This window comes from Streptomyces sp. NPDC042346 (genome assembly GCF_055581845.1).
On sequence record NZ_JBVJEH010000001.1, the window covers coordinates 242697 to 263914 of the forward strand.

At 73.0% G+C, this 21218-nt stretch carries 23 protein-coding genes; 13 read left to right on the forward strand and 10 right to left on the reverse strand.

All coding sequences use genetic code 11. From position 1 onward, the window contains the following. Window positions 1-39: 39 nt before the first annotated feature. The 3 genes from ACZ6K0_RS01190 to ACZ6K0_RS01200 form a co-directional block, all read right to left on the reverse strand. Window positions 40-408, reverse strand: a complete 369-nt coding sequence (locus ACZ6K0_RS01190; protein ID WP_376395886.1) for a GNAT family N-acetyltransferase — start codon at window positions 406-408, stop codon at window positions 40-42. 256 nt (window positions 409-664) lie between these two features. Then, window positions 665-1576: a M56 family metallopeptidase gene (locus ACZ6K0_RS01195; RefSeq protein ID WP_469229083.1), complete on the reverse strand. Its 912-nt coding sequence runs from the start codon at window positions 1574-1576 to the stop codon at window positions 665-667. Then, window positions 1573-1965, reverse strand: coding sequence for a BlaI/MecI/CopY family transcriptional regulator (locus ACZ6K0_RS01200; protein ID WP_376395892.1), 393 nt, complete (start codon window positions 1963-1965; stop codon window positions 1573-1575). The genes ACZ6K0_RS01195 and ACZ6K0_RS01200 overlap by 4 nt, the downstream gene beginning before the upstream one ends. An 82-nt stretch (window positions 1966-2047) precedes the next feature. Between ACZ6K0_RS01200 and ACZ6K0_RS01205 the strand changes: the two genes are divergently transcribed. Continuing rightward, entirely contained in the window at window positions 2048-2275 is a 228-nt protein-coding gene (locus ACZ6K0_RS01205; RefSeq protein ID WP_376395895.1) for a hypothetical protein, read from the forward strand. Between the two features lie 66 nt (window positions 2276-2341). Here ACZ6K0_RS01205 and ACZ6K0_RS01210 read toward each other — a convergent pair whose 3' ends face one another. The 3 genes from ACZ6K0_RS01210 to ACZ6K0_RS01220 form a co-directional block, all read right to left on the reverse strand. Next, on the reverse strand, window positions 2342-2623 hold the full coding sequence (locus ACZ6K0_RS01210) for a metal-sensitive transcriptional regulator (protein WP_376395898.1): 282 nt from the start codon (window positions 2621-2623) through the stop codon (window positions 2342-2344). A 37-nt stretch (window positions 2624-2660) separates the two neighbouring features. Continuing rightward, window positions 2661-4928: a heavy metal translocating P-type ATPase gene (locus tag ACZ6K0_RS01215; protein WP_469229086.1), complete on the reverse strand. Its 2268-nt coding sequence runs from the start codon at window positions 4926-4928 to the stop codon at window positions 2661-2663. 118 nt (window positions 4929-5046) lie between these two features. Continuing rightward, window positions 5047-5334: a cation transporter gene (locus tag ACZ6K0_RS01220; protein WP_376395904.1), complete on the reverse strand. Its 288-nt coding sequence runs from the start codon at window positions 5332-5334 to the stop codon at window positions 5047-5049. 199 nt (window positions 5335-5533) lie between these two features. Between ACZ6K0_RS01220 and ACZ6K0_RS01225 the strand changes: the two genes are divergently transcribed. From ACZ6K0_RS01225 to ACZ6K0_RS01265, 9 genes are all read left to right on the forward strand, one after another. Continuing rightward, window positions 5534-6556 carry a hypothetical protein gene (locus ACZ6K0_RS01225; protein ID WP_469229088.1) on the forward strand — a complete coding sequence of 341 codons (1023 nt, stop codon included), beginning with the start codon at window positions 5534-5536 and terminating at the stop codon, window positions 6554-6556. A gap of 52 nt (window positions 6557-6608) precedes the next feature. Continuing rightward, entirely contained in the window at window positions 6609-7307 is a 699-nt protein-coding gene (locus tag ACZ6K0_RS01230) for a copper homeostasis protein CutC (protein ID WP_469229089.1), read from the forward strand. 203 nt (window positions 7308-7510) lie between these two features. Next, the gene (locus ACZ6K0_RS01235) at window positions 7511-8422 is read left to right on the forward strand and encodes an aminoglycoside phosphotransferase family protein (protein ID WP_376395912.1); all 912 of its coding nucleotides are present in this window, start codon (window positions 7511-7513) and stop codon (window positions 8420-8422) included. Between the two features lie 115 nt (window positions 8423-8537). Further along, on the forward strand, window positions 8538-8900 hold the full coding sequence (locus ACZ6K0_RS01240) for a DUF2089 domain-containing protein (protein ID WP_469229091.1): 363 nt from the start codon (window positions 8538-8540) through the stop codon (window positions 8898-8900). Next, on the forward strand, window positions 8900-9160 hold the full coding sequence (locus ACZ6K0_RS01245; RefSeq protein WP_469229093.1) for a hypothetical protein: 261 nt from the start codon (window positions 8900-8902) through the stop codon (window positions 9158-9160). The genes ACZ6K0_RS01240 and ACZ6K0_RS01245 overlap by 1 nt, the downstream gene beginning before the upstream one ends. 33 nt (window positions 9161-9193) lie before the next feature. Continuing rightward, complete coding sequence (locus ACZ6K0_RS01250; RefSeq protein ID WP_469229095.1) at window positions 9194-9625, forward strand: SHOCT-like domain-containing protein; 432 nt, start codon at window positions 9194-9196, stop codon at window positions 9623-9625. An 86-nt stretch (window positions 9626-9711) separates the two neighbouring features. Continuing rightward, a complete protein-coding gene (locus ACZ6K0_RS01255) occupies window positions 9712-10701 on the forward strand; it encodes an ATP-binding cassette domain-containing protein (RefSeq protein WP_469229657.1) in 990 nt (329 codons plus the stop codon). After that, window positions 10698-11489, forward strand: coding sequence for an ABC transporter permease (locus tag ACZ6K0_RS01260; protein ID WP_469229096.1), 792 nt, complete (start codon window positions 10698-10700; stop codon window positions 11487-11489). Before ACZ6K0_RS01255 ends, ACZ6K0_RS01260 begins: the two co-directional genes overlap by 4 nt. 65 nt (window positions 11490-11554) lie before the next feature. Next, on the forward strand, window positions 11555-12319 hold the full coding sequence (locus ACZ6K0_RS01265) for a hypothetical protein (protein WP_376395926.1): 765 nt from the start codon (window positions 11555-11557) through the stop codon (window positions 12317-12319). On the opposite strand, the gene ACZ6K0_RS01270 is transcribed toward ACZ6K0_RS01265, so the two are convergent. After that, the gene (locus ACZ6K0_RS01270) at window positions 12316-12720 is read right to left on the reverse strand and encodes a VOC family protein (protein WP_469229098.1); all 405 of its coding nucleotides are present in this window, start codon (window positions 12718-12720) and stop codon (window positions 12316-12318) included. The genes ACZ6K0_RS01265 and ACZ6K0_RS01270 overlap by 4 nt on opposite strands. A gap of 2 nt (window positions 12721-12722) precedes the next feature. Further along, window positions 12723-14714, reverse strand: coding sequence for a HelD family protein (locus ACZ6K0_RS01275; RefSeq protein ID WP_469229659.1), 1992 nt, complete (start codon window positions 14712-14714; stop codon window positions 12723-12725). A 385-nt stretch (window positions 14715-15099) separates the two neighbouring features. On the opposite strand from ACZ6K0_RS01275, the gene ACZ6K0_RS01280 reads away from it, so the two are divergent. After that, window positions 15100-15297: a hypothetical protein gene (locus tag ACZ6K0_RS01280; RefSeq protein ID WP_376395932.1), complete on the forward strand. Its 198-nt coding sequence runs from the start codon at window positions 15100-15102 to the stop codon at window positions 15295-15297. A 49-nt stretch (window positions 15298-15346) separates the two neighbouring features. Next, a complete protein-coding gene (locus tag ACZ6K0_RS01285; RefSeq protein WP_376395935.1) occupies window positions 15347-15643 on the forward strand; it encodes a hypothetical protein in 297 nt (98 codons plus the stop codon). A 10-nt stretch (window positions 15644-15653) separates the two neighbouring features. On the opposite strand, the gene ACZ6K0_RS01290 is transcribed toward ACZ6K0_RS01285, so the two are convergent. Next, a complete protein-coding gene (locus tag ACZ6K0_RS01290) occupies window positions 15654-17294 on the reverse strand; it encodes a DNA repair helicase XPB (protein ID WP_376395937.1) in 1641 nt (546 codons plus the stop codon). Window positions 17295-17381: 87 nt separating this feature from the next. Next, window positions 17382-19934, reverse strand: a complete 2553-nt coding sequence (locus ACZ6K0_RS01295) for a helicase-associated domain-containing protein (protein ID WP_469229101.1) — start codon at window positions 19932-19934, stop codon at window positions 17382-17384. Between the two features lie 72 nt (window positions 19935-20006). Here ACZ6K0_RS01295 and ACZ6K0_RS01300 point away from each other — a divergent pair, with 72 nt between their 5' ends. Further along, window positions 20007-21158, forward strand: a complete 1152-nt coding sequence (locus ACZ6K0_RS01300) for a hypothetical protein (protein ID WP_469229102.1) — start codon at window positions 20007-20009, stop codon at window positions 21156-21158. Window positions 21159-21218 lie beyond the last annotated feature (60 nt).

The following is a 21218-nucleotide window of genomic DNA, read 5'->3' on the forward strand; positions in this document are numbered from 1 at the left end:
GGCGGTCGCGCGGGCCTGCGCCGGGGAAGGCGCGGCGCGTCAGACCTTCCTGCTCCAGCGCGTGGGGCCCAGGGGCGCGAAGCCCTGGTGGGTGTAGAAGGGGAGCGCCGGGTCCGTCTCCGCCGGGAGTTCGACCCGCTGGTCGTGCGCGCCGTAGCTCCGCATCCGGTCCGTGGCGGCGGCCAGCAGGGCCGTACCCACTCCGCGGCGGCGGGATCCGTCCGCCACGGCCAGCGCGTACACCTCGCCCTCGCCCGGTACCGGCACCCCGCCCGCGGCGACGCCGACGACCGCGCCCTCGGGGTCGGTCGCGACGAGCCAGCCGAGCCAACCGGGCGCGCCGCCCGGAATTTCAATTTCCGCGCGTATGCGGGGGAGTGCGCATTGGGCCGAGATCAGCCGTCGCATCGGGACTTCGTCCAGAATTCCCGCGTAGCTGCTCCGAATGACGTCCGCGAGCAGCCTGGATATCGTCGTCGCATCGCCGGCCGCGGCCGTTCGAACGCCAGCCAGCTGCATAGGTTTCGTACCCTTCGACGTGCCGAGCCAGAGCCCCAACATACCCACAATAGCCGTGAATTAAGTTGCCCGTGACCGATGCGAAATCTACGAATTCGCTTAGTAAATAACGGTGTTCGGAGGGTCGGACGGTGAAGCGAGCAAATTAGCCGGGGAAGGAACAGCAGGCGACGATCAGCGGCATCATCACGAGCGCCGCCGACGCGATGGTGAACAGCCCGCGCAGGACGGGGTGTCCCGCGCTGTACGGGGTGAGGATGCGCCGCATCCGCAGCGCCGCCGACGGGCCGCCCGCCGCGAAGGCGGACCGCGGCGCCCTTCCGGAGGCGAGCGCGTACAGCGCCGTGGCGAGCGCGTCGCGCGTGCATCGCCGCAACGCCCGGTCGTCCGCGGTCATTTCGAGCAGCAGTGGTACGGACGTCCCGCCGTGCCGCGCGAGCGGGAGGCGCGGGTAGACGGCCGTGAAGGCCTCCGCCGCGGCGACGAGGAGGTGGTGCCGCCCCGCGATGTGCGCCCGCTCGTGCGCGAGGGCCGCCGCGAGCTGGGCGGGTGTCAGCGCGTGCACGGCCCCGGAGGAGACGACCACGCGGCGCGAGCGGCCCGGCAGGCAGTAGACGGCGGGGCGGTCGTCGTCGAGGACGGTGGCCCGCAGGTCGGGGTCGTACCGTCCGACGAGCCGCAGCACCCCGGCGTGCCGCACGCGCACCCGCCGGGCCCGCGCCAGGCGCCGTACGAAGGCGGCGGCGGGCAGCGAGACGACGGTGAGGGCGATCGCGACGGCGAGCTGCTCGCGGCCTTCGAGGGCGAACAGCCGCTCGGAGGTGGGGAGTCGGAGCGTGAGCACCATGTCGGTGAGGCGGTGGCTGCTCTCGCCGGACAGGACCAGCTGGGCGGGCAGCAGGGCGGTCGCGGCGGTGAAGACGGCGCCGCACGCGGCCCACACGGCGAGCGCGAGGCGGGGCACCTGCTGGGCCCAGCGGGCCCGGGCGACGAACCAGGGCACGAGGAAGCCGGTGAGGAGGACGAGCCCGAGCGGGACGAGGGCGTGGTGGTTCACGCGTCACCGCCCGCGCCGGGGTGGCCGGGGCCGCCGCCCCGGGTCGCACGGAGCGCCGCGTCCAGGGCGGCCATGTCCTCGTCCGAGATGACCTCGACGAACCGCAGCAGGGCGGCGGGCCGGTCCTGGCTGTCGCCGAGGGCGTCCCGCATGAGGCCGGCGGTGTACTCCTCGCGGCTGCGGACGGGCTCGTACAGCCAGGCCCGGCCCGCCTTCTCGCGGCGCAGCCAGCCCTTGCGGTGCAGGATGTCCGCCACCGTCATGACGGTCGTGTAGGCGACCCGGCGTCCCCGATTGATGTCGTCGACGATCTCGCGGACAGTGGCGGGCCGCTGCCAGGCCCACAACCGGTCCATGATCTCGGCCTCCAGCTCTCCCAGCCGGCGCACGTGGATCCCCTTCCCCCTGGGCGGCTCATCGTACGGGCCGCCTCCCTCGCTCAGGTATACCCCCCAGGGGTACGGTGGCGGGATGTCGACCTTCCTGAGCGCCTCCGTGACCGGCCCCCTGACCACCCTCACGAGCACCTTCACCACCACCCTCACGAGCGGCCTCATGAGAAACCGCCCCTGCGTGAAGCTCTGCGGTCCCGGTCTTCCCGGTTCGGCGGAGCTGGTGCTCCTCCGGCAGGTGCTCGGGCTCTGTCTCCGCCTGAGCATCACGCTGTCCGCTGAGTGCCCTTCGCGCAAGGGCGGTTGATACTGCCGCGCTCCTTCGAGGCCTGCTGAGAGGCCTGCTGGGAGGCCTGCTGGGAGGCCTGCTCCGTCAGCTCCGGATGAGCCGGGCGATGGCCTTCGAGGCCTCGCCCACCTTCACCTTCGCCTGGTCCCCGCCCTGGGCGATCGCCTCCGTGACGCAGCAGCTGAGGTGCTCGTCCAGGAGGGCCACCGCGCAGGACTGGAGGGCCGCGTTGATGGCGGAGACCTGGGTGAGGACGTCGATGCAGTACACGTCCTCGTCGACCATCCGCTGCACCCCCCTGACCTGGCCCTCGATGCGCCTGAGGCGTCTGATGATGTCTTCCTTGTGCTGTCCGTAACCGGCCACGGCGGGCTCCTCGGAGATTGGCGCGGAAGGGAGTGCGTCAGCGGTCGGCGGCCTGGAAGCCGCGCAGGCGCAGGCTGTTGCCGACGACGAAGACCGAGGAGAAGGCCATCGCGGCCCCCGCGATCATCGGGTTGAGCAGTCCGGCCGCGGCGAGCGGCAGGGCGGCGACGTTGTAGGCGAAGGCCCAGAAGAGGTTCGACCGGATCGTGCCGAGGGTCTTGCGGGAGAGCCGGATCGCGTCGGCCGCGGCCCGCAGGTCGCCCCGTACGAGGGTCAGGTCGCCGGCCTCGATGGCGGCGTCCGTGCCGGTGCCCATCGCCAGGCCCAGGTCGGCCTGGGCGAGCGCGGCGGCGTCGTTCACGCCGTCGCCGACCATGGCGACCGAACGGCCCTCCGCCTGGAGCTTCTTGACGACGTCGACCTTGTCCTGCGGCATGACCTCCGCGATGACCTCGTCGATGCCGACCTCGGCGGCGACGGCCTCGGCGACCGCCTTGTTGTCGCCGGTGAGCAGGATCGGGGTGAGCCCGAGGGCCCGCAGCCGCCGGATGGCCTCGGGGCTGGTCTCCTTGACGGCGTCGGCGACTTCGAGGACCGCGCGGGCCTCGCCGTCCCAGGCCACGGCGATCGCCGTCTTGCCGGCCTTCTCCGCGGTGTCCTTGGCGGTCTTGAGCTCCGCCGGGAGGGCCATGGCCCACTCTTCGAGGAGCTTCTCGCGGCCGACGAGGACGGCGTGGCCGTCGACGACGCCCTGGACGCCGAGACCGGGGATGTTGGCGAAGTCCTCGGGGGTGGGGAGCGTGCCGACCCTGGCGGCGGCGCCGGTGGCGACGGCCTGGGCGATCGGGTGCTCGGAGGAGTGCTCCAGGGCGCCCGCGAGCCGCAGCACGTCGGTCTCGTCCACGCCTTCCGCGGTGTGGACCTTGATGAGCGTCATGCGGCCGGTGGTGACGGTGCCGGTCTTGTCGAGGACGATCGTGTCGACCTTGCGGGTGGTCTCCAGGACCTCGGGGCCCTTGATCAGGATGCCGAGCTGGGCGCCGCGGCCGGTGCCGACCATGAGGGCGGTCGGGGTGGCCAGGCCGAGGGCGCAGGGGCAGGCGATGATCAGGACGGCGACGGCGGCGGTGAAGGCGGCGGTGAGCCCCTGGCCGGTGCCGAGCCAGAAGCCGAGCGTGCCGAGCGAGAGCGCGATGACGATCGGGACGAAGACGGCCGAGATCTTGTCGGCGAGGCGCTGGGCGGCGGCCTTGCCGTTCTGCGCGTCCTCGACGAGCTTGGCCATGCGGGCGAGCTGGGTGTCGGAGCCGACGCGGGTGGCCTCGACGACGAGCCGGCCGCCGGCGTTCAGGGTGGCGCCGGTGACGGAGTCGCCGACGGAGACCTCGACCGGCACGGACTCGCCGGTGAGCATGGAGGCGTCCACGGCGGACGAACCCTCGACGACGGTGCCGTCGGTGGCGATCTTCTCGCCCGGGCGGACCAGGAAACGGTCCCCGACCTGGAGGTCGGCGGTCGGTACGGTGACCTCCTGGCCGCCCCGCAGGACGGTGACCTCCTTGGCGCCCAGCTGCATCAGCGCCTTGAGCGCGGCGCCCGCCTTGCGCTTCGAGCGGGCCTCGAAGTACCGGCCGGCCAGGATGAAGGCGGTGACGCCCGCCGCGGCCTCCAGGTAGATGTTCCCGGCGCCGTCGGTACGGGCGATGGTGAACTCGAAGGCGTGCGTCATCCCCGGCGTACCGGCGGTCCCGAAGAACAGCGCCCACAGCGACCAGAGGAACGCGGCGATCGTGCCGACGGAGATCAGGGTGTCCATGGTGGCCGCGCCGTGCTTGGCGTTGGTCCAGGCGGCCTTGTGGAAGGGCCAGGCGGCGTAGACGACGACCGGCGCGGCGAGCGTGAGGCTCAGCCACTGCCAGTACTCGATCTGGAGCGCCGGGACCATCGCCATCGCGATGACGGGGACGGCGAGCGCGACGGCGGTGACCAGCCGCTGCTTGAGGGGCCGCAGCTCCGCGTCGGCCTTCTCCTCGTCGGAGGGCCCTTCGGGGGCGCCGGGCGTCTCGCTCTTCGGCGGCGCGGGCTCGGCGGCGGTGTAGCCGGTGGCCTCGACGGTCGCGATCAGGGCGGCGACGTCGATGTCGGCGTCGAAGGTGACCTTGGCCTTCTCGGTGGCGTAGTTGACGGTGGCCTCGACCCCGTCCATGCGGTTGAGCTTCTTCTCGATACGGGCCGCGCACGAGGCGCAGGTCATGCCGCCGATGGCGAGCTCGACCTGAGCCGTGCCAGGTGTCGTCGTTGTCATGAGTACTGCTCCTCGTGAGTACGGGGTCGGGGGCCGGGACCCGGGCGTGGTGGGCGGGTCCCGGCGGCCGAGGTGGGGCGGCCGAGGGCCCGTCCGGCCCTGATCCGCCGGGGAGGCCCTAGGCGCGGCCGGTCAGCTCGTAACCGGCGTCGTCGACGGCGGCGGCGATCGCGGCGTCGTCCGGCTCGCCGCCGGTGGTGACGGTCACCAGGCCGCCGTTGACGTCGACGTCCACGGCGATGACGCCGGCGAGCGCGCTGACGGACGTGGTGATCGCGGTCCTGCAGTGGCCGCACGTCATGCCGGAGACGGCGTAGACGGTCGCGGTGCTCTCGGCGATCGCGACCGTGGTCGTGTCGGTGGCGTTGGTCGAGCAGCTGTTGTCAGGGGTGCAGCAGGAGCCCATGGCTTCCTCCTCGGTCGGTTCCTCCGGACCGGGATACCCTCGGGGGGTATCCGGTTGTGAGTCCATGTATACCCCCCGGCGGTATCCGGCGCAAGCGGATCCCCGGCTTGACTTGATACCCCCCAGGGGTATGGTGAAGTGCATCGAACGGTTACCGCGCCACCCCCGCGCACCCACCCCACGTATCGGGAGAGCAGCCATGAACACCGGTGTGAAGATCACTGCCTATGCCGCCGCGCTCGCCGCGACCTTCGGGGCCGCGTACGGGGTCGGCAAGGGTGTCGGCCCCGTCGAGGAGCCGAAGAAGGCCGAGCACGGCGACCACGCCGCGGCCCCCTCGGAGGGCCAGGCCCCCTCGAAGAGCCCGGCCGCGGCCGACGGCCACGCCGGTCACGAGGAGGGCGCGACCGCGGAGACGCCCGCCGCTGCCGCCGCGAACCTCCCCGGCGGACTCCAGGTCTCCGACGGCGGCTACACCCTCGCCCTGGAGACGCCGACCCCCGCCACCGGCAAGAGCGTCCTGAAGTTCTCGATCAAGGACGCGGCCGGGAAGAAGGTCACAGCCTTCACCACCGAGCACGGCAAGGAACTGCACTTCATCGTCGCCTCGCGCGACCTCAACACCTTCCGCCACCTGCACCCGGTGAAGGCCGCGGACGGCACCTGGACGACCCCCGTCGACCTGCCCGCGGCCGGCGGCTACAAGGCCTTCGCCGACTTCAAGCCCGCCGCCCCCGGCGCCAAGGGCGTCACGCTCGGCGCCGACCTCGCCGTACCGGGCGCGTACGCCCCGAAGCCCCTGCCGGCCGTCGTCCCGACCGCGGCCGTCGACGGCTACCAGGTCCGCCTCGGCGGCACGCTCGACCCGGGCAAGGCCGGCGAGCTCAAGCTCACCGTCACCAAGGCCGGCAAGCCCGTCACCGACCTGGAGCCCTACCTCGGGGCGTACGGACACCTCGTCGCCCTGCGCGACGGCGACCTCGCCTACCTCCACGTGCACCCGAACGAGGGGGGTCCCGGCCCGGACGTCTCCTTCACCGCGACGGCGCCCAGCGCCGGGACGTACCGTCTGTTCCTCGACTTCCAGCACGAGGGCAAGGTCCGGACGGCGGCCTTCACGGTCACCGCGGGCGCCGCGAAGGCGACCGCGCCGGCACCCGAGGCGACCGTCCCCGCAGCCGGTGATGCCACGGACGATGCGGGAGAGCACACGCACGGCTAGTCTGGTCATTGGACTAGACCTGTAGCCGTCATTCATGGAGGAATGGGCAGCGATGAGCAACCGTGCAGTCCTTGAGGTGATCGCCCTCGACGAGGAAGACGCGGTCGCTGCCCAGGTCGGTGGTGCCGACCGGCTCGAACTCGTCACCGACATGGCGGCGGACGGGCTCACCCCGTCGAGGGCCGGCTTCGCCGCCATCCGCGCCGCCGTCGACATCCCGCTGCGCGTGATGCTCCGCCTCACCGACGGGTTCTCGGCCGGCGGCCCCGACGGCATCGACGCCCTCGTCGCCCGGGCCGCGGAGCTCCGCGAGGCCGGTGCGGACGAGTTCGTCCTCGGCTTCCTCACCCCTGACGGCGAGCCGGACCTGGTCGCCGTCGAGCGGCTGATCGCCGTCCTCGACGGCGCCCGCTGGACCTTCCACCGGGCCGTCGACCGGGCGGCCGACCGCGACGGGCTGCGCAAGCGGCTCGCCGACCTGCCGGGCCTCGACACCTACCTCACGGCGGGCTCCGCCACCGGCGTCGACGACGGCCTCGCCACCCTCAAGGCCGAGGCCGCCCGCTCGGGCGAGCTGGGCTACGAGGCCCGGATCCTCGTCGGCGGCGGCCTGCGCCTCGACCACCTCCCCGAGCTGCGCGCGGCCGGCCTCGACGCCTTCCACATCGGCGGCGCGGCCCGCCCCCAGGGCTGGGCCGCCCCCGTCTCGGCGGACGCGGTACGGGCCTGGCGCGAGGCCGTCGACGCGTAAGGACGACGCGTAAGGACGACGCGTAAGGACGCGTACGGACGCGTACGGACGCGTGAGGACGCGTACGGACATGTGAGGACGCGTACGGACGTGTAAAGGCGTCACGTGGGGCCGGGGTGTGGGGCGTGCGCGCACGTCCGGCACCCCGGCCCCGCTCGTAAACGCGTGGCCGGGGGTGCGGCCGGATCGTTAGCCTCCCCGCCATGGCAGCCACCAGCAAGATGCAACCCGACGAACTCGACATCGACACCGCGCTCGTCGAGCGTCTCGTCGCCGGACGATTCCCCGAATGGGCCGGCCTGCCGGTGCGGGCGGTGGACTCGGCCGGCACGGACAACGCGATGTTCCGGCTCGGCGACGACCTCGTCGTCCGCCTGCCCCGCGTCCCGTACGCGGCCCGGCACGTCGAGAAGGAGCAGCGCTGGCTGCCGCTCCTCGCCCTGCACCTGCCGCTGGACGTGCCCGTCCCCGTGGGGCGGGCCGAGGGCGGCGCGGAGTTCCCGCTGCCCTGGTCGGTCTACCGCTGGCTCGACGGCGCCGACGCCTTCGACGCGCCGCTCGCCGACCTCGCCCACGCCGCCGTCGAGCTGGGCCGCTTCGGCGCGGCGCTCCGCGCGGTCGACGCGACCGGCGGCCCGGCCTCCTTCCGCGGCGGCCCGGTCACCGACTGGGAGGAGGGCCACATGCCGCGCGCGCTCCGCGACCTGGGCGCCGACGGCACCGTCGACGCGGAGCTCGCGACCGCCGCGTGGGAGTCCGTCCTCGCGCTCCCGCAGTGGGACCGGGCGCCGGTCTGGGTCCACGGCGACCTGCTCCCCGGCAACCTCCTCGGCCGCGACGGCCGCCTCAGCGCCGTCATCGACTTCGGCGGCCTGGGCGTCGGCGACCCGGCCTGCGACACGATGCCCGCCTGGACCCTCCTCACCGCCGCCACCCGCCCCCTCTTCCGGGAGGCCGCGGGGGTCGACGACGCGACCTGGGCGCGCGGCCGGGGCTGGGCCCTGTGCTGGGGCCTGGTGACCGAGCACTACTACCGCGTGACGAACCCGGTCCTGGCCGCCGTCGCCCACCGGACCTGGTCGGAGGCCCTGCCGGAGTTCACGGTAGCCCGCTGACCTGCGGTTTAAAGTCGAGTCTTGAGAAAGTTAAGGTTCTGGCGTTGCGATCTTAAAAAACTCAATGTACAAATGAACCATCGCAGGCTCGTCGTCGAGGGCAAGGGAGCCGAGGATGGACTGGCAGGAACTGACTGACCTGACGCAAGGGCAGCCGTTCGTCGTCGAGCGGGTCCGTCTCACCGGCAGCGGGATCGCGATCGAGGGGCAGTTCGAGCCGCCGCAGCTGGCTCAACTCGACATCGACGACCAGGTGTTCGTCGCCGCCTTCGTCCGGTCGCACGGCTCGATCAAGGAGATGGAGCGGATCTTCGGGGTGAGCTACCCGACGATCAAGTCCCGGTTGAAGCGGATCGCCGAGCACCTCGACTTCGTCGACACCGACCCGGCGCCCACCGGCGCCGCCGGCGTCGTCGACCGCCTGCGGCGCGGAGAGATCAGTGCCCAGGAGGCACTGGCCGAGCTGGAGGGGTCCTGATGGTCCCGCAGCTGGTGACGGTGGGTTACCGCCGCTCCGACGGCCGCAGGCGCCGGCTGTACGTGCCGGTGCTGCCGGTCCTCCTGCTGCTGTCCCCCCTCCTCCTGCTCGCCGTACTCGCCGGACTGGTCGCCTGCCTCGCCACCCGGATCAGCCCGGTGGGCGCACTGCGCGGCACCGCGCGACTGCTGTGGGCGCTGCCCGGCACCCGCTTCGAGCTGGAGCAGGGCCGAACGGCCGTGCTGGTAAGCGTCAGTTGAGCCGGATCAGGCACAAGACCCAAGGAGCTTTCCATGAACGAGCAGCGCCGTCAGGTCCTGCAGATGCTGGCCGAGGGCAAGATCACCGCGGATGAGGCCGAGCGCCTGATCGAAGCCCTCGAACGAGAACAGCCCGAGCCGCCTGCGCACACCTCGACCCGCCCGAAGGCGCGGCCCAAGTACCTGCGCGTGGTCGTCGACGCCGCCGACGAAACCGGCGGCGACGGGGCGAGCCGGGTCAACATCCGGGTCCCGCTCCAGCTGCTGCGCGCCGGGGTCCGGCTCGCCAGCCTCCTCCCTCCGCAGGCGCTGGCCAAGGTCAACGAGGAGCTCAGCCGGTCGGGAGTGCCGATCGACCTCACCGAGCTCAAGCCGCAGCACCTTGAGGAACTCATCGATCACCTCGACGACATCGTCGTCGACGTGGAGGACCCCGAGGCCAACGTGAAGATCTTCTGCGAGTAGCCGCGCGACAACGCCGGCTCCGCCAACTCTCCTACCTTCCGCGTGACTTCAGCCTTCGAAGAGGAGGGCACATGCCTGCCTTTGTCATGCCCACGCCCAAGACGGGTGGCGTTCACCCGTCGCCGGCCGTCGCCGTCTCCGCCGTCGGTCTGCGCAAGTCCTTCGGCGACACGACCGTGCTCGACGGCATCGACCTGCGCATCCCGGCCGGGTCCGTCTTCGCGCTCCTCGGCCCGAACGGCGCCGGCAAGACCACCGCCGTCAAGATCCTCTCCACCCTGATCACCGCCGACGCCGGCGAACTGCACGTCGGAGGCCACGACCTGGCGGCCGACCCGCAGGCGGTCCGTGCCGCGATCGGCGTCACCGGCCAGTTCTCCGCGGTCGACGGTCTGATCACCGGCGAGGAGAACATGCTCCTGATGGCGGACCTCCATCACCTGTCGAAGCGCGAGGGGCGGCGGGTCGCCGCCGAACTCCTGGAGCGTTTCGACCTGGTGGACGCCGCGAAGAAGCCGGCCTCCACGTACTCCGGCGGCATGAAGCGCCGCCTCGACCTCGCCATGACGCTGGTCGGCAGTCCGCGGATCATCTTCCTCGACGAGCCGACGACAGGGCTCGACCCCCGCTCCCGCCACAACATGTGGGGCATCATCCGCGGCCTCGTCTCCGACGGCGTCACCGTCTTCCTCACCACCCAGTACCTGGAGGAAGCCGACGAACTCGCCGACCGCATCGCCGTGTTGAATGACGGCAAGATCGCCGCCGAAGGCACCGCCGAGGAGCTCAAGCGCCTCGTCCCCGGCGGGCACGTCCGCCTCCGCTTCACCGACCCGACCGCGTACCAGTCCGCGGCCGACGCTCTGCGCGAGGTCACTCGGGACGACGAGGCGTTGTCCCTGTCCATCCCCAGCGACGGCAGTCAGCGCGAACTGCGCTCCATTCTCGACTGGCTCGACTCCGTCGGCGTCGAGGCGGACGAACTGACCGTCCACACCCCAGACCTCGACGACGTCTTCTTCGCCCTCACCAGCGGAGGCAACGTCCCCCACCAGCCCAGGAAGGACGCCCGATGAGTGCTCTCTCCCTCGCCGTCCGCGACTCGCACACGATGCTGCGCCGCAATCTGCTGCACGCCTGGCGCTACCCGTCCGCGACGCTGAACCTGCTGCTCACGCCGATCATGATGCTGCTGCTCTTCGTCTACATCTTCGGCGACGTGATGAGCGCGGGCATCGCCGGCGGCGGCGCCGACCGCTCCGACTACATCGCCTACATCGTCCCGGGCATCCTGCTGATGACCGTCGGCAGCACCGTGATCGGGGCCGCGGTGTACGTCTCCATGGACATGACCGAGGGCCTCATCGCCCGCTTCCGCACGATGGCGGTCTACCGCGGCTCGGTGATCGTCGGGCACGTCGTCGGCAGCGTGCTCCAGTCGGTCGCCAGCGTGGTCCTCGTCGGCGCCGTCGGCGTGGCCATCGGCTTCCGGTCCACGGACGCCACGGCCCTGGAGTGGCTGGCGGCGTTCGGTCTGATCGCGCTGTTCGCCCTGGCCCTCACCTGGATCGCGGTCGGCATGGGCATGGCCAGCCCGAACCCGGAGGCGGCGAGCAACATGGCGATGCCGCTGATCCTCCTGCCGCTCATCTCCAGTGCCTTCATCCCGGCCGACACGATGCCGGGCTGGTTCCGGCCGATCGCCGAGTACCAGCCCTTCACCCCCGCCATCGAGACCCTCCGCGGCCTCCTCCTCGGCACCGAGATCGGCCACAACGGCTGGCTCGCCCTCGCCTGGTGCGTCGGCCTCACCGCCCTCGGCTACCGCTGGTCGACGGCGCAGTTCAACCGCGACCCGAAGTAACCGGAACACCGGGCAAGCCCCCGGAAGGCTGTCGTCCACCGGCCCCCGCTGTCACAATCCGGCGCATGACGGGGGCCGTGAACGTCCCGAAGAAGCACAAGGACCGGGTCCTGGTGCGGCGTTGGATGGAGCCGCGCGAGGAGGCGGTCCTGCGGGACGTCCCCGTCCTGATCCTCCAGAGGCTCAGGTTCTGGGGCGGCATCGCGGTCGCACTCGTGGTCAAGTGGCCCCTCGTCGTGAACGAGGGCAACCTCATCGTGCTCTGGTTACGGGACAGCGGCATCCGGCTGCTCCTCGTCCCGTTCCTGCTCCTCCTGACGGCGCCGCTCGTGACCGCCGCGTACTTCCTGATCGTCCGGCCGCCGACGCAGGGCCGCCTCGGCGAACGGCTGCGCGGCCCCCTCACGGCGGCCGGGGCCTTCCTCGGCCATCTCGTGCTCGCGGTCGGGAGCGTGGCGGCAGCCGTGGCCCTCTCCACGACCGTCGACGGGCAGCCCGTCCTCGTCATCGCCGGGATCCTCGTCTGCCTCTACGGGGTGGCGCGCGGCATGGCGTTCCTCTGCTTCGCGGTCCCGGCGGTCTCCCGCCACATGTTCCGCACGGTCGAGATCCACCCGGCGCTCCCGGCCCTGATCACCGTGGCACTCTCCTGGGAGCTCGCCCTCCAGGACGTCTTCCTCCCGCTGTCCCGCTGGCCGGAGGACCCGGTCCTGCTGCCCCTCGGCGGCGCCGCCGCGACCACGCTGATCGCGACGGCCGAACTCTGGCGGCTGTACGCCCGGCACGGCATGCGCTTCCGCCTCCTGACGACCAGGCCCACCAACCGCTAGGGGGCTTCTGCGGCGACGAGTTCGACCTCGAACCCGTCCGCGTTCTCCAGGTACGCCGCGTAGTGGCCCTCGCCGCCCGCGTACGGATGCCGGTCGGCGAACAGCAGCCGCCAGCCGTGCGCCGGCGCCTCGGCCGCGAGCGCGTCGACGGCGGCCCGGTCGCCCGCGTGGAACGCCAGGTGATTCAGCCCCGGACGGAGCCGGTCGTGGGCGTCCCCCGTGCGGGCCGGGGACTGCTCGACGACGAGGTAGCAGGAGCCGAGCGCCCAGCTGCGGCCGCCCTCCCAGCGCTGGAAGGGCGCGTACCCGAGGGCGCCGAGGAGCCAGCCGAAGCTCACCTCGGCGCGGGCCAGGTCACCCACCCACAGCTCGACGTGATGCAGAGAACCGGTCGCGCCCACGTTCACAGCGTGCCCAACTGCTCAGGAACCGGGGCCGAGTGAAGGATCGTCAGGCCGGACACCGCACGCGTCAGCGCCACGTACAGCCGCCGCAGGCCCGTCCGCTCGTCCGGTTCGCCGTCGACGACCGCCGCCGGCTCGTCGAGGACCACGTAGTCGTACTCCAGGCCCTTCGCGAGCGAGGCCGGGACCAGCGTCAGCCGGGACTCGGCGGTGGTCTCCTCGCCGGGGGAGAGGTACGCGAGCCCGGCCGCCGTCAGCGCCTCCGCCAGCGGGGCGATCCGCGCGTCGGCGGCGATCAGGCCGATCGAGCCCTCGTGGGCCAGGGACTCGACGCAGGCGGCGACGACGGCCGCGTCCAGCTCCTCCGGGTCCTCCGTGTGCCGGACGGCCAGCGAGCCCGGGTTCTCCCGGACCGACTCCACCGCCGCGAGCCCCGGCGACATGTGCGGAAGCAGCCGCGAGGCGTACGCGATCACCTCGCGCGGCACACGGAAACCGGCCGTCAGCTCCTCCACGACCGCCTCCGGCTTGCCCAGGTGCCCGAGCGCCTGCGCCCAACTCTCCGTCGCCCAGGGGGTCGTGCCCTGCGCGAGGTCGCCGAGGACCGTCGCCGAGCCGGTCGTGCAGCGGCGGCCCACCGCCCGGTACTGCATCGGGGACAGGTCCTGCGCCTCGTCGAGGACCACGTGCCCGAGCGAGTGCGTCCGCTCGACCAGGTCCCGGGTCTCGTCGATCAGCACCGCGTCCGCCGCCGACCACTTCGCCGACTTCACGCTCCGCGCCGGCTTCGCCCAGAGCAGCAGCTTCTGCTCGTCCTCGGTGAACAGCCCCTCGGCGTGCTCCGCCAGGAACTCCGCGTCGCCGAGCAGGCGCAGGACGAGCTTCGCGGGCTCCACCAGCGGCCAGCACTCCTTCACGACGGCCTTCACCGCCGTGTTCCGCGCGACCGCGTTCTGCACCCGGTCGTCGGGCGCCTCGCCGGCCTCCTCCATCCGCACGAGGACCGCGTGCGCGATCCGCTGCGGAAGCGCCTCACGGGCCGCCCCGTACCGGATGTCCCGGTCGAGCAACTCCCGTACCATCTCCTCGATTTCGTACGCGGGCACCCGCCACCTGCGCGAGCCGCGCACCACCATCAGGGACTCCTTCGGCATCGCGACGTGCGAACGGACCGCGCGCCGCAGCACCTCCGCCATCCGGGCGTCGCCCTTGACGACCGCCGTCGCCGCCTCGTCCGTCCCCCGCACCTCGACATGCGCGACGAGGTCGTCGACGGTCGCCTGCTGGACCTCCAACTCACCGAGTGCCGGGAGAACTTGCTCGATGTAGTGGAGGAATGACCGGTTCGGCCCGATGACCAGGGTGCCGGTGCGGGCGAGCCGTTCCCGGTGCGCGTAGAGGAGGTACGCGACACGGTGCAGGCCCACGGCCGTCTTGCCGGTGCCGGGGCCGCCCTGCACGCACACCGTCCCGGACAGGTCGGAGCGGACGATCCCGTCCTGCTCCGGCTGGATCGTCGCGACGATGTCCCGCATGGGGCCGACGCGGGGCCGCTCGATCTCCGCCTGGAGCAGCCGGCTCGTCGTCTCCAGCTCCGCCGGGTCGGAGAGGTGCTCGTCCTCGTACGCGGTGAGGTCGCCGGCCGTGTACCCGAAGCGCCGCCGCAGCCCCACGTCCTGCGGGTCCTTCTTCGACGCCTGGTAGTACGGCTGCGACACCGGCGCACGCCAGTCGATCACCATCGGGTCGCCGTCGGCGTCATGGACGTGCCGCCGCCCGATGTAGAAGCGCTGCCCCTCCTGCGTGGTGTGCAGGTAGTCGAGGCGGCCGAAGAACAGCGGGGTGTCGGCGAGGTCCGCGAGTGCCTTGATCCGGTCCTCGATCTGGCGCCCGAGCACCAGGGAGTTGACCCAGTTCGCCGTGACGTCCTTGATGTCGAGCGCCTCGACGTCCTCGCGCATCGCGCGGAGGGCGGCGCGGGAGGAGGTCAGATGGGCGCGCTCGCGCGCGAGGGGATCGAGCGCGGGGCCGGAAGCGGGGCCGGAGGCGGGCTCGGCGACGGGGCCGGAGGCGGGCTCGGCAACGGGGCCGGAAGCGGGGCCGGAGGCGGGGTCGGCAACGGGGTCGGAAACGGGCACGGTGAAGCCTCCGGGCAGGTGGATACACGGACACGACGAGGTGGCCGCCGGTTTCCGGCCGGGCGGCGGCTCTCCACAGGGGAGGCGGGGAAGCTGGCGAGTGTAACTCCGTGCGGGTGCGCGGGGCGAATCGTTTTCACCCCCGTGGACCCGTAGGGGTCGGGGTCCGACGTAAGGGGGACCCCGATTCCACCCCCAGGCCGATGTGTTCGGAATGTCCGGATTCCATCATGGAGACATGACCGCGACGACCTTCACCCTCGTGACCACCGTCCCCCGACCCCGCACCCGCCCCCTCGCCGCCGCGTTCCACGCGATACGCGCGGTACGCGCCTTCGGCGGCGCGGCGGCCGGCGTCGTCCTCCTCGGCGACTACGGCCCGCCCGGGGCCGGCGTCAGGGACCCGCGCCCTGAGTACGCACCCGGCCCCGACTGAGTACGCGAACGCCTGGTGGCCGTTCCACCGCCCCTGATGTGATCAGGACATGGAGACGACGACCAGCACCACGGACACCCCCGGCCCGACCGCCTTCACCCTGCGCGTCACAGCGGGCTTCGGCCTGCTGCTCCTCCTGGCCTGCCTGGTGGCCACCTTCATGATCACCCTCGGCGACGCCGTCGGGGGCGACGGCGTCGGCGGCGTCTTCATCGCGGCCGGCTTCTGGGCCCTGGCCGCCGGAGCCGTGGCGGGCGTGGCGGCCCTGATCGTGCCCCGCCGGGCCCTGGTCACCGCCCAGTACTGCCTGGCGATCGCGGGCCCGTTCCTCGCCCTGATGGACTGAGGAACGACCCTTACGGGGCCAGCAGCTCGTCCGCGTCGACGATCCGGTACGCGTACCCCTGCTCCGCCAGGAACCGCTGCCGGTGCGCCGCGAAGTCCTGGTCGATGGTGTCCCGCGCGACCACCGAGTAGAAGTGCGCCTGGTGCCCGTCGGCCTTCGGCCGCAGGACCCGGCCCAGGCGCTGCGCCTCCTCCTGCCGGGACCCGAAGGTGCCCGACACCTGGATCGCGACCGTCGCCTCCGGCAGGTCGATCGAGAAGTTCGCGACCTTCGACACCACGAGCACGCTGATCTCACCCGTACGGAACGCGTCGAAGAGCTTCTCCCGCTGCGCGTTCGACGTCTCGCCCTTGATGACGGGAGCGTCCAGATGCTCGCCGAGCTCGTCGAGCTGGTCGATGTACTGCCCGATGACGAGGATCTGCTGCCCCTCGAACTTCTTCACCAGGGCCTCGGTCACCTTCCGCTTCGTCGCCGTCGTCGCGCAGAAGCGGTACTTCTCCTCCGGCTCGGCCGTCGCGTACGCGAGCCGCTCGGAGTCGGTCAGATTGACCCGGACCTCGACGCAGTCGGCGGGCGCGATGTAGCCCTGCGCCTCGATCTCCTTCCACGGCGCGTCGAACCGCTTGGGCCCGATCAGCGAGAACACGTCGGACTCGCGCCCGTCCTCCCGGACCAGCGTGGCGGTCAGCCCGAGCCGCCGCCGAGCCTGCAGATCGGCGGTGAACTTGAAGACGGGCGCGGGCAGCAGATGCACCTCGTCGTAGACGACGAGGCCCCAGTCCCGGGAGTCGAAGAGCTCCAGGTGCGGGTAGATGCCCTTCCGCTTGGTCGTGAGGACCTGGTAGGTGGCGATGGTGACGGGCCGGATCTCCTTCTTCGTCCCGCTGTACTCGCCGATCTCGTCCTCGGTGAGCGAGGTCCGCTTCACGAGCTCGCTCTTCCACTGACGGGCGGAGACGGTATTGGTCACCAGAATCAGCGTCGTCGCCTTGGCCTCCGCCATGGCGCCCGCCCCGACCAGCGTCTTCCCCGCACCACAGGGCAGCACGACGACCCCGGAACCGCCGTGCCAGAAGCCGTCGACGGCCTGCCGCTGGTACGGCCGCAGGGTCCAGCCGTCCTCGGCGAGCTCGATGGGGTGGGCCTCCCCGTCGACGTACCCGGCGAGGTCCTCGGCGGGCCAGCCCAGCTTGAGCAGCGTCTGCTTGATCTGCCCGCGCTCGGAGGGGTGCACGGCGACGGTGTCCTCGTCGATCCGCGCCCCGACCAGCGGCTGCACCTTCTTCGACCGGAGGATCTCCTCCAGGACGGGCCGGTCGGTGCTGGTCAGGACGAGCCCGTGGGTGGGGTGCTTGGAGAGCGTGAGCCGCCCGTACCGGTCCATGGTCTCGGCGATGTCGACGAGCAGCGCGTGCGGCACGGGGTACCGGGAGTACTCGACGAGCGCGTCGACGACCTGCTCGGCGTCGTGCCCGGCGGCCCGCGCGTTCCACAGCCCGAGCGGCGTCAGCCGGTACGTATGGATGTGCTCGGGCGCCCGCTCCAGCTCCGCGAAGGGCGCGATGGCCCGCCGGCACACCTCGGCGAGCTCGTGGTCGACCTCCAGGAGCAGCGTCTTGTCGCTCTGGACGATGAGGGGCCCATTCACGCGCGATCAGTCCTTCCCGGGCCGCTCCGAAGGCGGCGGCCAATCCTCCAGTCTGCCTGATGCACGGTGGTCGGCGCGATGCCGGCGTCAGACCTGGTCGTCCGCCAGTTCCGCCACGCCCGTGATCCGGTGCAGGGGGTACGTGCGGACCTCGTCGGCCGTGTGGTCGTAGCCCGTCACGAAGCCGCCCTCCACGCGGACCGGGGCGATGACCCGCTGGCTCGCCGCGCCCTCCGCGTTGACGTAGCCGATCCAGACCGCCGAGCCGGTCATCGCCGCCGCCTGGACCGTGGCCAGGGTCTCCGCCGCCGACGTGCGGGGGAGGGTGCCTGCGGTCGTCGGGGTCGTGGGTTCCTTGCGGACCGCCGTGGCCGCCCGGTCGCCCGCCCGGATCGCCTTGACCGCCGCCCCGAGGAGCGTGTCGTCCGGGGACGGCGGGCCGTCGGGGACCGGGACCGGGGCCGTACGGGCCGGGGTGCGGTACGCGTCCGCGCGGGCGATCAGGACGTCGCCCTCGGCCGACTCCGCCGCCGGGGCGTACCCCATCGACCGCAGCCCGTCGAGCAGCGACACCGGGTCCGTCTGCGCCGCGAGCACCGTCGGCGCGAGGCGCCGCAGCCCCAGCGGCGCGGACCGCCGGTCGGCCAGGATCTCGCCGAGGACCGTGTCGTCGTCGCAGCGCACGTACGCGGACGCCGCCCCGACCTTGAGGTGGCCGTGGCGTCTCGCGACGTCGTCCACGAGGTACGCGAGCGGCTGCGGGACGGGCGTCGTCGAGTGCTTCGCGAGGAACTCGTGCAGGTCGGTCGCCGTCTGGCCCGAGTCGAGCGCGCGCCGCACCGAGCCGGGCGTGAACCGGTAGACCGTCGCGCCACCCTTCGATTCCACGTCCGCGAGGACGCCCAGCGCGTCGGCGAGCGGCCGCCGCAGCGGCCCCGGCGCCACGGCCGTCAGGTCGGCCTGGAGGAGGACGTGGTCGACGGCCTCCGGGAGCAGCGGCGCCAGCAGCGTCGCCGCCCGTGTCGCGGCCACCGCCGGCTCCACCCCGCCGCCCGGCTCGGCGGGCGACGCCGCCTCGGCCAGCGGCAGGTTCAGCAGCGCGCGGGCCGGGCCCGACAGGGCGCCGCGCCCGGTGAGCCCGAGCAGCTCGGCCTCCTCCAGCGTCCACCGCGCGATCCGGGACCGCAGATCGGCCGCGCCCCCCGAGACCGCGCCCGCGCCGACCGCGCCGGCCGTGCCTTCGGCGCCCCGCAGCGGGCGCTCCCAGCGCAGCCGGGCCAGGAGCGACTCGGGGTCCGCCGCCGCACCCGGCGGGAGCGTCGCGAGCAGCATCAGCACCCGGTGACGGACCTCCGGGGCCGACGAACGGTCCAGGTCCGGGCCGAGCGCCGAGAGCGTACGGCCCTTCGCGTCCTGGCCGCCGACCAGACCGGACGTACGGGTCGCGGTCAGCCACGGCGTGACGAGCCGCGCCCACCGCTCGGCCGGCGGCAGGTCCAGCCAGTCGTCGTAGGCCGGCGTCGGCGCGTACCGCTCGTCCGCCTCGCCGTCCGAGGCGAGCAGCCCCGCCGCGTACCCGAGCTCCAGCCAGAAGCAGGCGATCTGCTCCGACACGTCCAGGGCCGCCGCGATCCGCTTCAGGTCCCGCACCGCGAGTCCGCCCGCGCGCAGCACCGGCGGGCCGCCCCGGTCCCAGGCCTTCAGCAACTCCTCGACCGTCGCGAGCGCCACGTACGCCTGCCCGGCCGCGGCACTGTCCACAACCTGTGGACGGTAATCACGCCCCACCACGGGCTCCGGCGGCACCGGCTCCGGCGCCCGGTGCGCCCGCCCGCCCCGCAGATGCAGCGCCACCTCACGCGGCAGCACCATCGTCCGCGGCGACACCGGCAACAGCAGCCCCCGGTCGCGCAGCCAGCGCACGGGCGGCGCGGGGTTCGCCGTCACCTCCCCGTACGGCGGACCCCACACCAGCCGGTCCAGGACGGCCAGCGCCTCCGGCGGCGCCGTGTCGAGCAGCTTGCCCATCCGCGTCCGGTCGGTGAAGAGCCCCGTCAGCGCGGCCACCGCCGACACCGGGTCGTGCGTCGACGTCAGACCGGCCGCCGCGATGATCTCCTGCACCCGGCCCGGCGACATCCCGGACGTCGCCTCCGCGACCGTCGGGCCGAGCCCCGTCGGCGACGGGTGCTGCGCCGACGGCGCGAGCAGCTCCCGCGCGGTCCGGACGAGCCGCAGCCGCTCGTCCTCGCCCCACACGAGCGCCTGCTCGCGCAGCAGGGCGACGGCGGCGGGCAGCGCCGCCTCGATCTCCGGCTCGCCCTCGTCGCCGGCGACCAGCGCGAGGAGTACGGAGTACGGCGTCGGGTCCGGGGCCACGGCGAGCGCCTCGGCCGTCTGGAGCGAGAAGCGGTCGAGCCGCTCGATCGCCCGGATCACGGAACCGCGCGTACCGGCCCGGGTCGCCAGCTGCGTCAGGTCGTTCGGCACGGGGCCCAGGAGGTCAGGCCGGGCGCGCAGCAGCGCGGCCAGGCCGTCGTCGCCCCGCGCGCGCAGCGCTTCCGCGAGCGTGCGCGGCGCCGCGGCGGCGCCAGATGCTTCGGCCACGTGCGCCTCCCGGTCGAGCTCACCGATCCCCATCCGCACCACGTTAGCCCCTGCCCGCGCGCTAACGTCGGGGCGTACCGGGCGAACCGGCCGTGGAGGGGCACTGTGGGGATCGAGAGCGACCAGTTGGTCTACGACTATCTGAGCCGGGTCGGCGATCTGGCACACCAGCGGCAGCTGCCGGCGGACGACCGGGCGCGGCTGGTGTCGACGCTGCGGAACGAGATCGACCGGCGGCGCGCCACGTACGGCGAGGAGTCCCCGGCGGCGGTCCAGGGCATCCTCGGCGCGCTGGGCACCCCGGACGAGGTGGTGCAACGGGCGGACGACACGCCGGGCGGGACGGGTGGGGCTGGTGGGACCGATGGGGCTGGGGGCCCCGGCGGGACCGGTGGGGCTGGCGGGACTGGTGGGACCCGTGGGACCCCTGGGACCGGCGGGACCGGTAGAGCCGGTGGGCTCGGTGCGACCAGTCGGACCCGTGGGGCCGGTGGGACGCCGGTGCCGTCCCCGCGATCCGGGAAGTCCGCCAAGCTCGCGAAGCCTGCCAGGCCCGCCAAGCTCGCGAAGCCCTCCGCCAAGCCGTCCGTGACACCCTCCGCCCCGCCCTCCCCGCCCCCGCCCCGCGACAGCGGCGGCCTGGACCCGGACTGGTGGCGGACCGACGCCACCCGCGCCACCGACGTCGACGTGACCGAGGGACTTCCCGGTTTCGTCGGCGGCATCGAGCGGCCGGACCTCTTCGAGCCCCCGGCCCCCGAGGCCGACGAGGAGGCCGAGGAGTACGGGGACGAGGACGGCGCCCCCGGCCGGTGGCGCCGGATCGCCCGCGTCGTCCTGCGGCGGAAGACGGTCCTCGACCCGGAGCCGGCGGAGACCGAGGAGCCGGACGAGGCGAAGGCCGCCCCCGCCCGCCCCCGGCTCGCGAACCCCTTCGTCCTGCTCGCCGCGCTGCTCCTCCTCGGCGGTGCCGTCTTCGGCTCGCTCGTGGCGCTCGCCGTCGGCTGGCTCCTCGCGTACGCCTCCCGCCGGCTGACCCCCGGAGAGGTCAAGGGCGCCGTCCTCGTCGTCCCCGGACTCTCCGCCGCGGCCGGTGTCGTCTGGCTGTGGGGCAGGGTCGAGGGCCGCTGGGGCGAGGCCGTGGCCCCGGGCGGCCCCGCGATGAGCGCGGCGATCGCCGAGACCTGGCCCTGGGTGCTGCGGGGCGCGGCGGTCGCCTCGGCGCTCTTCCTGCTCTGGCGCTCCCGCAAGCACTGAGCCTGCCGAGTCTGCTGGGCCGACCGAGCCGAGCGCGCTGGCCGAGCCGACCGAGCCCGC